Source organism: Chitinophaga sp. GbtcB8, from assembly GCF_019091455.1.
GTDB lineage: Bacteria > Bacteroidota > Bacteroidia > Chitinophagales > Chitinophagaceae > Chitinophaga.
The window spans coordinates 43686-56830 of the sequence record NZ_JAGXJN010000021.1 but is presented as its reverse complement, the minus strand read 5'-3'; the positions used below and the strand labels follow the sequence as shown (position 1 = coordinate 56830).

The window sequence follows — 13145 nt, the reverse complement described above, 5'->3', positions numbered from 1 at the left end:
AAACTGAAAATATAAATATGTGAATTCGTGTACGCATTGTCGTTGTTTTTTTCTTACTAATTACAGACCTACATTAATTCCAAACGCAAATGTTCTCAGGTTGGGATACACATCATATGATCCCAGTGCATTATCCCTGTAATCAAACGGATTGTAGAAGTTAAAGGGATTGGTAGCGCTGATATAAAGTTTCAGACCTTCCATGCCCATCTTCCTTGTCATAGACCTTGAGAAAGTATAGGAAAGGTTCAGTGTGCGCATCCGGAAATTAAAGGCGCTCTTGCTCCAGAAAGATGAAGCCAGGTCGTAGGTAGTATTATAATAAGGATCCGGATAAGCCGCATTGGTATTTTCCGGTGTCCAGTGGTCGGCCCAGAAAGCCGGGCGGGAAGAGGTAGCAGTAGCTAGTTTACGTGCGCCGCTTTCTATCTGTGCAACGCCGCCGAAGGAGCCTGCCATTACCATATCCAGCCGGAACCCTTTATAACCCGCGCCTATATTTATACCGAAGCTGTAGTGATTGTCGGCTTTATTGGTAATAAAGGTCTGGTCATTTTCATCGATCTTACCATCTGGTCCGGCATACTGATTAGTGAGCGGATCTTTTGCACCACGGATATCTTTATAGTATAACATACCGGGTGCAGGTTTTTTACCCATAATGGTATAGTCAGGATTCTTTGCCAGGAAATTATCTACATCGGCCTGTGTTCTGAACATACCTTCGTATTCATATCCTTTCAAACCCATATCCAGGGAGTGGCCATTAGGATCTTCCCAGGTACCGATGATACCGCGGTCCACATCTACTTTCACTGCTTTGGCATCACTCCAGGCCAGGAAGCCGCCTACATTAAAATCGATGTTCTTACCAATGCGGTCGTTCCATCCCAGTGACAGCTCATAACCGTATGCATTGATGGTATTATAGTTCTCCGCAGAAATAGCAGAACCTACTGTAAGCGGTACGGCTGCTGTTAAAGAGGTGAGCATGTTATAACGGTGATCATAAAATCCGTCCAGGGTAACTGATAAACGATTGTTTAATGCTTTGGCATCAATACCGGCATTAAATTTCAGGTCATCATCCCAACGGGCGGCCGGGTTAGGCATAGATTCCGGTTTGGTACCTACGTTCTTGGCACTGTTGCCGCCAAATACGGCGCCGCCGGTTTGGCTGGGCGTATAACGCTGTAAATAACCCCAGGCTTTGGTAGCATCGCCACCCAGGTGGCCGGCTGATGCACGCAGCTTCAGGAAATCAATTGCGTTCACATTCTGGCGGAAAAAGTTCTCTTCTGATATTACCCAACCTGCAGACACAGAGGGGAAAAAGCCCCAGCGGTAAGCCGGTGCAAAGTTGGTAGAGGCATCATAACGGAAAGCAAATTCCAGCAGGTACTTATCTGCATAACTATAATTCAAACGGCCTATGTAAGACAGGTTACCGGTTTCATTGGCTGTTTCATATACATTCATGGCGCCGAATGCAAAACGGGAAATATCCGGGGCGCTTTCAGTAGGATCTTCTGTATAAGCCTGCACATCGTCATAGCTGTATTCAGACTGTTCTGCTACTGCCAGTACTGAGATCTCATGCTTACCAAATTTGCGGTTATAGCTCAGGTAACCATCCAGCTGGTAACGGTCGCCATAGGAAGGTTTGAAGAATACCCGGGCGCCGTTCTTCATGCGGGTAGGCCCTACCACATCACCGCCTATAATATGCTTGTGCTCACCCAGGCCGGTAAAAGAGTACAGGTTGTAGTAAGTACCAAACTGTTTGGGAAATACATTGTCCATTATTTTAGCGTACTGCACTTTGGCGGTTAAGCCTTTAATAAAGGTGGGCTGGTATTCCAGGTTGGCTACTACATTCAGGCTGTTGGAACGGGTTTGGCTATAGTTGTCCAATGCCTGTACTGCAAAAAAGTGGAAGGCATCAATATTGTTGGCAGTGCTAAGCAGCACGGGCAAACCATCTACATAAGGCGGATTAAACTGCGGAGTATAGATCAGCCCTTTCAGGTCATTCTCTGCATTTTCTCCACCCTGTTTCAGCAGGAACATTTTAGTGTTAGACAGGTCGCCACTTACGGAAAGGGATGTTTTTAAACCGGTGGCCAGCTTTACATCTGTGCTGGCGCGGAATGTCCAGCGGTCGTTCTTGATCTTGTCCAGGTTACCATTCTGGTGAAAGTAGGTAGCGCCTGCAAAGAATGTGGCTCTTTCCGTACCACCGCTTATATTAAAGGTATGGCGGGTAGTAAGGGAAGTTTGCCAGGCCTGGCGCAGCCAGTCGTAATTATGATCTTTGAAATAAGCCAATTCATCAGGTGTATAAATAACCGGATCAGTGGCAGGCTTACCTGCGGTGGTATTCACATCGTTCAGGTAAGTGGCCAGGTCATAACCTGTCATCATGGTAGGCAGCCTGGTAGCCTGGCTAAAACCAACGGATGAATTGTAGTTGATAGCCAGCCTACCGGCTTTGCCTCTTTTGGTTTTTACGACAATGGCGCCCTGTGAGGAACGTGCCCCATACACCGCTGCCGCAGCATCTTTTAACACGGAAATACTTTCTACTTCCGTAGGATCCAGCAGGTTAAAATCATCCGGGGTACGGATCACATCATCAATAATATACAACGGCTGCAGGGTGCCGCCATCTTTAGCATAAATAACAGGATTGCGGATGGTAATGGTACCGGGAGTTCCGGGGCGGGCAGTGCCGCCACCTACGCTTACTCCCGGCAGCTTACCGGCGAGTGTTGCAGACAGGTTGCCCAAAGGCAGATCCTCAATTTCTTTTACGTTCACTGTGGCAACGGCGCCTGTTAAATGAATTTTTTTCTGGGAACCGTAACCTACTATTACTGTTTCAGAAAGGTCCGTAACCCCTCTTTTCATAGTTACATTTAGTGCAGAACGGTCATTTACCGCCTGTTCCAGCGGGGCCTGGCCGGTGTAGGTAAAAACCAGTACAGCTTTTCCATCCGGTACCTGTATGCTGTAGTTACCATCAATATCTGTTACGGTACCTTTTGATTGTCCTTTTAAACGGACGGTTACGCCGGGAACTTCGGAACCATCTTCAGATAATACCTTTCCTCTAACCGTGATAGGCGCCTGTTTTCCGGCAACGGTAACAGGCGTGTTGTTGTTTTGTGCATACGTGGTTGTGGTGTTGGCACATAAGTATAGTAGTATCAGCAATACAGTTCCCCCTGTGGTAAGTCGCTTACCAGAAAGTAAATGATTAATCATTGTTTTAATGATTTAAGAATAGGACTAAATAAGTTGATAGAATAGGACTAAGTAGTTTGGTGTCGGCTAGACAATTAAAATATAGCCCATAAAAAAAGAAGTATACTTTTCATAACTAATGGAATTTTAAGATGACGATCTTCCCCATAACAATCAAGGCTGCTGTTCCCCCCTGATAACTCCCTTCAGTAAGAGAGGTAATAATCTCAGGGGTCAAGCTACAGAAATAATTAGTTAAAAAAGGAGCACAGCGGCTTTTTTTTTACGCAATCGTTACCGGCAACGATGGCGTGCCCGCTTTAGCTAAAAAAGACTACCATAGTATAGTATAGATAAGGGAAATATGCTACCTTTAGAATTACGAATTATTTAATCACCCTGGTCTTTTTCAATCTCAATCCTGGCTGCTGTTCCGCGTTCTATTATAAAACCAGGTTATGAAGCATGTTATGTTCCTGTGCCGGCTTGGGGCCCTTGCCCTTTTGCTGGTAGTTTTTTCCTTTTCTGTTTCCTTTGCACAAAAAAATATTCTTTATAAACCTGACTGGAGCTCCCTTCAGCAACACACGGAAGTACCGGAATGGATCCGCGACGCCAAATTCGGTATCTACTGCCATTGGGGTGTATATACCGTGCCTGCCTATAATAATGAACATTATTACTCTCATATGCATGCGGACTCCGGGTACTCCAAACTGGGCACCTACCAGCGGCATGTGGCCCTGTACGGCCCTCTTAGCAAGTTCGGGTACCATGATTTTATACCGATGTTCAAAGGTGAACATTTTAATGCCGATACCTGGGCCGACCTGTTTGTAAAAAGCGGGGCGCGTTTTGCCGGACCGGTAGCTGAGCACCATGATGGTTTTGCCATGTGGGACAGCCAGCTGACACCTTTTAATGCCAAACAAATGGGGCCGCACCGCGATGTAGTGGGCGAGCTGGAAAAAGCCATCCGCAAAAGAGGACTGAAATTCTTTGTATCCCTGCACCATGAGCTGAATTACGGGTATGTAAAGCCCAAACCCGGATGGGCAGCGGCCAATCCCAAATACGCCAAATTATACGGCACGCCCATGCCGCACGAAGCCTGGCTGAAAATGTGGGAAGGCAAGTGCGAAGAAATAGTAGACAAATACCATCCTGATATTATATACCACGATTCCTGGCTGGAAAATATTCCCCCCACCTACATACAACATTATCTGGCGCATTACTTTAATGTGGCTGAACAACGCCACCAGGACGTAACCATGACCTACAAAGGCAATGATATACCGGATGGTATTGGTATGCTGGACCATGAGAACAGCAACCCCGATCATATTGTAGAAAAACCCTGGCTTTGCGATTATTCCATTGGTACCGGCTATGCCCTTTCCTGGGGGTATACGGACGGTATGGAGATACGTACCCCTAAAGAAATTATACATAAGATCATAGAAGTGGTGAGCAAGAACGGACAGCTGCTGCTGAACCTTTCTCCCCGCTCTGACGGCACTATCCCGGATAATCAGCAGGAAGTAATGTTCCGTGTGGGTAAATGGATGTGGGCTAATGGTGAATCAATTTACGGTACCCGCCCTTTCAGCGTGTTTGGTGAAACCACACCGGAAGGCCAGCGCGTACACTATACCCGCAAGGGTGATACACTCTATGCTATTTTCCTGGACTGGCCGGGAGATTCCTCCACCGTGCACCTGAAAGCGCTGAATAATAACAGCCTGGGAGGCAGCATTCAATCGCTGCAGATGCTGGGTTTAAAATCGCTGGAAACCATGCCGTTTAAGATGGATGAGCAGGGGCTGGCGCTTACTATCCCAAAGAAAACAAGGATCCCTTCAGACCTTGCTTATGTATTCAGGATCGTAGTTCAACATTCCATTCATAACGTGAACGAGAAGGGGAACCCTGCCACACCCCTGTTTGAGATCCTGGGCGGGCCGGATGCCCCGGTGATACAGGAAGGTATGCCCGGTACAAGCGGCATACAGGGCGGGTTTGAAGGCGGTACCTGTGTAAAGGTGAATGGTACTTACCACCTGTTCCCCACAGAGAGAGCAGGGGAAAAAGGTGTGGCAGCATATTACGACCAGGTAAAAACCCGCATTGGGCACTGGACCAGCACAGATGCCATTCACTGGAAACGGGAAAATACTTTATATGCATCCAGCGGGCAATATGCAGTGGCTGCAGATGATAACCCGGTGAATGACCGGCGCGCGGCCATCTGGTCTTTTATGCCGGTGTTTAACAACGCGCATAACCGCTGGTATGGTTATTACCTGGCTTATACCGTAGACAAAAATATTGCGCCCAATCATTCCTTTGGGCGCATCTGGCGGGCGGAATCTGTAAAGGAAGGGCCGGAAGGCATTGGCGGCCCTTATGAGGATAAGGGCATTGTAATGGAGCCGGGTGTAGATTCCCAGCTGTGGGAAGGCCGGCAGGGCGTGGCGTTCTTTTATCCTTACCCGGTAGGCAATGAATGGCTGGCCTTTTACGGCGGCGCATATCCTTACGCAAAATGGGCCGACTATCCAACCAAATCCGGCAAAGGCTGGTATGTTGGGTTAGCCAGGTCCGCCTCCATGGAAGGCCCCTGGACACGGATGGATACTACCGTGAACCCCGTGACCTCCATACATCCCTGGTTTGTGGAAAACCCTATTGTAAGCCGGTTGCCAAATGGTTTATATATTGCCGTATTTGATGGCGGACCGGAAGGATTTGGATTACATTTGCCTAACATGATGGGGTACACGCTTTCAAGGGACGGCGTGCACTGGACTGCCGCTCAGTACTTTCCCATTCATACCAAAGTGAAAAAGTGGTGGGATATTATGCGTACCCCGCTTTGCCTGATACCGGAGGGGGATGACCGTTATACCATCCTGTATGCGGCTATTAATAATACCCAGCGCTTCCACCCCATTGGAATGGTGCAGGTAAAGCTGAACCGGCAGGTGATGGACCAGGTAATGGATGAGCTGAAGTAAGATAATTGAAATTGATTTTTTTAATATTGGGGGATTGCGATTGAATGTTTGATTGATGTACGTTATGAAAATGGATGTATGAAGCGATTGTTTTGTATTTTATTGGTGAGCTGTTGCTGGCATTTCTGTTTTGCAGCAGGTGATAAAAATATAACGCTGGTAACAGCAGCACATGCCAATGCACGGGTACAATATGGAGCAGAGCACCTGCGCAAAGCCTTACAGGCTGCGGGTTACCAGGTAAAGCTGCTTACACAGGCCAATGCACCAGCAGGTGCAGCTATCGTGATAGGCCTCCTGGATGATGCGCTTACCCAAAAGGCTATACGTACTTATAAGTTATCTATTTCACAAACACCAGGCAAAGAAGGTTTTACTATTGCAGCAGCAAACAGCCATACCGTTATTGGCGGTACGGATGCCAGCGGCACTTTGTATGGCTGCCTGGAACTGGCTGCCCGCGTACGCGCGGCAGGCGCTTTACCCACACAGCTCTCCTTTACCGACCAGCCGGAAATGGTGCTGCGCGGCACCTGTGTAGGCATTCAGAAACCTACTTACCTGCCGGGCAGAATGGTGTATGAATATCCTTATACCCCGGAAGTATTTCCCTGGCTGTATGATAAGGCTTTATGGATCCGCTACCTGGATATGCTGGCGGAAAACCGTATGAACTCCCTGTACCTGTGGAACGGGCATCCCTTTGCATCGCTGGTGCGGTTAAAGGAATATCCTTACGCGGTGGAGGTGGACAGCGCAACTTTTAAAAAGAATGAGGATATGTACCGCTTCCTCACCAAAGAGGCAGACCGCCGCGGCATTTGGGTGATACAGATGTTCTACAACATTATTCTTTCCAAACCTTTTGCAGAAAAACACGGACTGGTAACCCAGGACCGCAAACGGCCCATTACCCCGCTGATAGCGGATTATACCCGTAAATCCATTGCCGCTTTTGTAGCCAAATATCCCAATGTAGGCCTGCTGGTAACGTTGGGAGAAGCTATGGAAGGCGATGACATGGATGTGAAATGGTTTACTGAAACTATTATTCCCGGGGTTAAGGACGGGCTGCAAACATTGGGAAAGAAAACACTGCCCCCTATTGTGCTACGCGGGCATGACAGCAATCCGCAGCTGTTGTTGAAAGCCGCCCTCCCACTCTATTCAAACCTGTATGTAGAAAATAAATATAACGGGGAAGCGCTTACCACCTATACCCCGCGCGGCCCCTGGGCCGCCATGCACCGCGAGATCAGCCGGCTGGCTGCTGCCGACATTGATAACGTGCATATACTGGCCAACCTGGAACCCTTCCGTTACGGCGCTACCAATTTTATTCAAAAATGCGTGCAGGCTATGCACACAGCCCATGGCGCCAATGGTTTACACCTATACCCACAGGCCTCATACTGGGACTGGCCTTATACCGCGGATAAAACCACACCCCGCCTGCTGCAAACAAACCGTGACTGGATCTGGTACCAGGCCTGGGCACGTTATGCCTGGAACTGCCACCGGGACCGGGCAGCTGAAGACCTCTACTGGAGCGGCCTTTTAGATAAAAAATACAGCACACAAACCGGTAAAGATATACTGGAAGCCTATGAACAAACCGGCGAAATAGCGCCCAAGCTGTTACGGCGTTTTGGTATTACTAACGGTAACCGGCAAACGCTTACGCTGGGCATGTTCATGAACCAGCTGATCAATCCTAAAAAATGGCGGGTATGGCCTGACCTGTATGATTCCGACGGGCCGGAAGGAGAAACCCTGCTGCAGTATGCAGATAAGGAATGGCAGCATGCGCCGCATACCGGCGAAACACCTGTGCAGGTAATTAAAGAAGTAGTACAACATGGAGAGCTGGCAGCAGCCGCCATTGACAAAGCTGCGGCCAGTGTACAGCAAAACCAGGCAGAATTTACCCGCCTGAAAAATGACGTATACTGCTACCGTGCGCTGGCCAGTTATTTTGCTGCCAAAGTGCAGGCCGCCTTGTGGGTGCTGCAATACCAGCACAGTCACCAGCTGAGCGATCTGCAAAAAGCGCTGCCCCTGCTGGAACAAAGCGTGCAACATTACCGGGAGCTGGCCGCCCTTACAAAAGATACTTACCTGTACGCTAACAGCATGCAAACCGCGCAAAGAAAAGTGCCTATTGGCGGAGACGATGGGAAGAATAAAACCTGGACCGAGCTGCTGCCCTATTATGAAGCAGAGCTTCAGTATTTTAAACAGCACCTGCAAACCTTGCAGGCAGCGTCATCCGGCACTTCCACACCGGCTAATACCTTGCATTTACAAGCGGCTGCCGTTACACTATTAAGCCCGGCTAAGGGCCGTTACCAGCCCCTAAGCGGGGCAACGGTATTTTCAGATAAAGACCTGCGCCTGGCAATGGTAGCCCCTGCGTTAAAAGACCTGCAGGGCATTACCTGCTCCATGCAGCAGCAGCAAACAGCCGGTACTACTTTACAATTCCGCAACCAGCAAGCAGTAAAAGTAGTGATAGGTTTTTTTGAAAGTAAGGACAAAAGCTTTTTACAGGAGCCTGACCTGGAAACAGACGCCGGCGCCGATAACTACGGGCAGGCAGCCATCCGCCTCCGGCATGCCATCAGCATACCTTCCCTGCCGCCGGTGAATGTGCATACCTATTACTTTGCAGCAGGTGAGCATACGCTTACGCTGGGTAAAGGAGCCTGTTTGGTATTGGGATTCACGGGAGGCAGCGCAGGAGATGCAGCAGAAGGGCTGGATTGGATGTTTGAGAAATAACTAAGAATTGATAATTTGTAATTCATACTTATGAAGTCTATTATCACAGTAGATCACAATTCAGGGGCGCCAAAGTATCAGCAGATCATACAATCTGTTATTAGCGCTATTGATAACAAACAGTTAAAGATCGGGGATAAAATACCTTCTGTAAATGAGGTGAGCGACAGCACCGGTATTGCCAAAAAGACCGTAGTACAGGCATTTGAGCAGCTAAAACAAACCGGTGTAATATCGGCCGTAAAGTATAAAGGTTATTTTGTAGCCAGCGCCAACACTCATTCCAAGCATAATATATTTGTGCTGTTTAACCACCTGACAGCGTATAAAGAGGATATTTACGAAGGCATAAAAAGCACGCTGGACGGAAAAGGCGTGGTGGATATTTTCTTCCATCATAACAATATGGAAGTGTTTAAAACACTGATCGCGCAAAGCGCAGGCAAGTACACGGAATACATTATTATGCCCATACCTGACAAGGGCATGAAACCCGCGCTCAAAAAATTACCGCAGGATAAAATATACATCCTGGATATGGGCTACCAGGACTGGGGCCAGGCCTACCCTTCTGTTTGCCAGCATTTTGAAGCAGATATTTACCAGATATTACAACAGGGCCTGCCTACCATCCGCCGTAAATACAACAAGCTGGTGCTGGTACTGGGCCCGCAATTTTATAACCTGAAACAGATCGAAAAAGGTTTCCGGCAATTCTGCCGTGAGTTTGAGCTGGACTTTTCCATTATTTCCCATGCAAAGAGCAAACGGCCGGCCCGCGGGGAGCTGTATGTGCTGGTAAATGACCAGGACCTGGTGCACCTAGTAAAAAAGATCACCACCTTTGGTTATAAGCTGGGTAAGGATGTGGGCATTATCTCTTACAATGATTTTCCTATGAAAGAGATTGTGGGTAATGGTATTACTACTATCTCCAGTGACTTTACAAGAATGGGAATGGATGTGATCAATATGATCTTAAAGAAGAAAAAAGCGCACCTGCAAAACCCCTGCAGGCTGGTAGAAAGATCATCTTTTTAAGCACATTTATACATAAGAACCGGGGAGCCGAATACTGACCGTAGTTCCCTTATCTACAGCGCTGGAGAGCTGCAGCTGCCCGTCGTTGATCCTTACCAGCTCTTTTACCACCAGCAGTCCCAAACCGGCTCCGTGCTCATTATCTGTACCCCGGCGCGTAAAATGCCGTTCCAGGTCAAACAGGCGGGCCTGGGTGGCAGTATCCATCCCTATACCGGTATCGGTTACACGAATATGTACGGTTTCTTTTTCGGTAGCAGCAGCGATGGTAATATTGCCGCCGCTATGTGTGAATTTAATAGCATTGGATAACACGTTACGCAGCAGGATGGCCAGGTGATCCGGGTCAGCATACACTAATGTATCCTTAGGTACCTGCTGGTGAAAGACCAGGGCTTTCTCATCCACCTGCGAACCCATTTTTTGCTGCAGTTGCAGGATAGCTTCCTGCACATCGCAGTATTGGGGGTACGCCATACTGCCTTTTAACTGTATATGCGACCAGCGCAGGGTATTATCTAAGCTCAGCAGCACATTATCCAAACTGTTACGTGCCCGGCCTGCAAACTCGTTGAACAGGGGCGCGGCCATATCTGCATCCAGGCTTAAGAGGGAACGCATGGCAGCCAGGGGTTCCCGCAGGTCATGTGAAAGAATGGAAAGTATTTTTTCCTTGGATTTGTTCAGGTTCTCCAAACGCACGGCTTTATCTTCATTCTGCCGGTTCAGTCCCTCCATCTGCAGCCGGTAACGCTGCTGCTCATACTTATTATATAACAGCACTACCATCATCATCACAAACAGAGATGTTACGCTAATGATATCGCGGGAAGGGGGTAAAGCCTCTATTAACGGCTCATGACGACTGTTATAAATATGGGTGAAGATAAATATGAACATATCCACCAACGCCATTACAATTATTAACCACCAGGAATCCAGCAGCATTATGATCACAGCTATATTTAATAACAGCAGCAGCTCTGTATTATTATGATAGGCCAGTGAAATAAAGCTGAAGAACAGGGCAATAGTTGTGATAGCTGTGAACCGGGCAGGCTGGAACAGCTGGTGTTGCTGTAGCAGGAAAATGCCCGCTATCACCAGCGATAACAACAGGTAGCAGCAGGCTAGCCACAAATGTGCCGTCAGTAGGTTCAGCACCAATAACACCGCTACTATTACAGAGCCCAGTAGCGCCCCTGCATTCAGGGACCTTATTTTCTTTTGCTCTTCGAACGGATGACCAGGCCTGATTCCAATATTAACTACGCTATGAATGAACGGATACATGGAAGATGCGAAACTATAGCATTTTGCCCGTATTTTCATTACGTTTAGCAGCACTAAACATGGGGCTGCTCTCCTACGCAGGCTGGACGAGCACCCCTCTTAAAAAAACTGAGGACGATTAACCAATGCTTAACAAATGGCAGGTTTCCACACTGTATCTTTAAAGTCAAGAATTTATTAGACATAGCAGGTATTCTTACCACGCTAATTTTTAAAAAGGACTCCTCTGGGCAAAGCGGAGTCCTTTTTTAATTTGTCCTGTTCATTTCTCAGTTCTCCCTCTGGCGGCAAATGATTAACTTTACAGCCATGGACGCTGACATCCATACCCGCTACCATTCCGACTTTTACCGTGTACTGGATTTTAAATGCCGGTGCACAGATTGCCGTACTTCCAAGCCGGAGTATGCGGAAAGCTTTTGTATCAGCTTTGTGCGCAAGGGTAATTTCCTGTACAATGTGTTCCGGCATTCCATGGACTCTTATACTGGCTGTGTGATCCTTACCAAACCGGGTTATGAACGTACTATTACACATACACATGCCATACCCGATGAATGTACCATCTTTGAATTTACACACAGCTTTCACCAGGAGCTGACTCAACGTTACGGGCATACGAAGTTCTTCCGGGATAATGACCTGCACTCTACCCTGCTGCGCACCAATACTGAAACTGAGTTCCTGCATTTTCATATCAGCCAGTTAGTGGGATTACGTTCCGGCAGCAAGCTGCAAATAGATCAGCTGGTACTTCAAATGACGGATAAGGTGTTAGGCTCCGTTACGGACTATGCACCGGATACCCGCATTAACAGCCGGCTAAAGACGAATCATCTTACCACCATAGAGCGGGCTAAGGAATACATTACCACGCATTTTACACAGGATATTTCCCTTTTTGAAATTGCGGCGTATTGTTATGTAAGCCCCTTTCACTTCAGCCGCATCTTTAAAACCTTTACTTCCTGCTCACCGCATCAATACCTGTTATCCATCCGTTTGCAGCATGCGGCCCTGCTGCTGCGCACTACCATGCAAACCGTGGCGGATGTGGCTTTTAGCTCCGGCTTTAACAGCATTGAGCATTTTACGGCCGCCTTCCGCCAGCAATATCAATCTCCTCCCGCGGCCTTCCGCACTGGTATCCCCAGCTTCCGTTAAAAGAGCAAGATTCCTTAAGTGTTTGCCTGATGCTCCCGGTAGCTTTGCTGCATAAAATCTATGTTTTATGAAAGCGCAATTATTAGCTACGCTGGAAAATTCAAAACAGTACACTTTAAACGTTGCCGGTAAAATGCCTGAACGCGGTTATTCCTTTAAACCTGTAGAAACGGTTTGGACCTTTGGCGAGCTGTTACACCATATTGCCTATGGCATACAATGGTGGCAGGAGAATTATATAAAAGGCAATGAAATTGCCTGGGCGCCACCGGCCGCTGTGGTAAAGAAAAAGGAGCTGCACAGCTACCTGGAGCAAGCGTATGCCGAGCTAAAAGCCACTGTGGATACCAGCGAATTAACGGAGGATGCTGTTAAAGGTTTTCATGCTACCCTGGATCATATTACCCACCACCGCGGGCAGGCAGTAACGTACTTGCGCTGCCAGGGAATTGAGCCACCGGAGTACGGGTATTGATGCTGAACGCGGAACGCTGAATGCTTAACGCTGGTACTGAACGTCAGAGGTTGAACGCAATTATGAGCTATCAGGACAATGTAATAATCTGCATTGGCATTACGCATTCAACATCCGGGCTTGGG

7 protein-coding genes are annotated in these 13145 nt (G+C 47.9%); 5 read left to right on the top strand and 2 right to left on the bottom strand.

Features of this window, described 5'->3' with window-relative positions; translation table 11 throughout:
* Nucleotides 1-60: 60 nt before the first annotated feature.
* The gene (locus KVT36_RS18425) at nucleotides 61-3267 is read right to left on the bottom strand and encodes a TonB-dependent receptor (RefSeq protein ID WP_217604931.1); all 3207 of its coding nucleotides are present in this window, start codon (nucleotides 3265-3267) and stop codon (nucleotides 61-63) included.
* A gap of 437 nt (nucleotides 3268-3704) precedes the next feature.
* Between KVT36_RS18425 and KVT36_RS18420 the strand changes: the two genes are divergently transcribed.
* From KVT36_RS18420 to KVT36_RS18410, 3 genes are all read left to right on the top strand, one after another.
* The gene (locus KVT36_RS18420; protein WP_217604930.1) at nucleotides 3705-6266 is read left to right on the top strand and encodes an alpha-L-fucosidase; all 2562 of its coding nucleotides are present in this window, start codon (nucleotides 3705-3707) and stop codon (nucleotides 6264-6266) included.
* Between the two features lie 78 nt (nucleotides 6267-6344).
* Nucleotides 6345-9047 carry a hypothetical protein gene (locus KVT36_RS18415; RefSeq protein ID WP_217604929.1) on the top strand — a complete coding sequence of 901 codons (2703 nt, stop codon included), beginning with the start codon at nucleotides 6345-6347 and terminating at the stop codon, nucleotides 9045-9047.
* A 30-nt stretch (nucleotides 9048-9077) separates the two neighbouring features.
* On the top strand, nucleotides 9078-10088 hold the full coding sequence (locus KVT36_RS18410; protein WP_217604928.1) for a substrate-binding domain-containing protein: 1011 nt from the start codon (nucleotides 9078-9080) through the stop codon (nucleotides 10086-10088).
* A 6-nt stretch (nucleotides 10089-10094) separates the two neighbouring features.
* Here the strand turns inward: KVT36_RS18410 and KVT36_RS18405 are convergent, their stop codons facing one another.
* Nucleotides 10095-11381: a HAMP domain-containing sensor histidine kinase gene (locus tag KVT36_RS18405; RefSeq protein ID WP_217604927.1), complete on the bottom strand. Its 1287-nt coding sequence runs from the start codon at nucleotides 11379-11381 to the stop codon at nucleotides 10095-10097.
* A gap of 309 nt (nucleotides 11382-11690) precedes the next feature.
* Here KVT36_RS18405 and KVT36_RS18400 point away from each other — a divergent pair, with 309 nt between their 5' ends.
* Nucleotides 11691-12545: an AraC family transcriptional regulator gene (locus tag KVT36_RS18400; RefSeq protein ID WP_217604926.1), complete on the top strand. Its 855-nt coding sequence runs from the start codon at nucleotides 11691-11693 to the stop codon at nucleotides 12543-12545.
* A 67-nt stretch (nucleotides 12546-12612) separates the two neighbouring features.
* Nucleotides 12613-13020, top strand: coding sequence for a DinB family protein (locus KVT36_RS18395; RefSeq protein ID WP_217604925.1), 408 nt, complete (start codon nucleotides 12613-12615; stop codon nucleotides 13018-13020).
* The last annotated feature ends 125 nt before the right edge of the window (nucleotides 13021-13145 follow it).

Coding starts and splice junctions, on each gene's coding strand:
- KVT36_RS18400 (WP_217604926.1), top strand. CDS start 11,691: ATGGACGCTGACATCCATACCCGCTACCATTCCGACTTTTACCGTGTA.
- KVT36_RS18410 (WP_217604928.1), top strand. CDS start 9,078: ATGAAGTCTATTATCACAGTAGATCACAATTCAGGGGCGCCAAAGTAT.
- KVT36_RS18415 (WP_217604929.1), top strand. CDS start 6,345: ATGAAGCGATTGTTTTGTATTTTATTGGTGAGCTGTTGCTGGCATTTC.
- KVT36_RS18395 (WP_217604925.1), top strand. CDS start 12,613: ATGAAAGCGCAATTATTAGCTACGCTGGAAAATTCAAAACAGTACACT.
- KVT36_RS18405 (WP_217604927.1), bottom strand. CDS start 11,381: ATGTATCCGTTCATTCATAGCGTAGTTAATATTGGAATCAGGCCTGGT.
- KVT36_RS18425 (WP_217604931.1), bottom strand. CDS start 3,267: ATGATTAATCATTTACTTTCTGGTAAGCGACTTACCACAGGGGGAACT.
- KVT36_RS18420 (WP_217604930.1), top strand. CDS start 3,705: ATGAAGCATGTTATGTTCCTGTGCCGGCTTGGGGCCCTTGCCCTTTTG.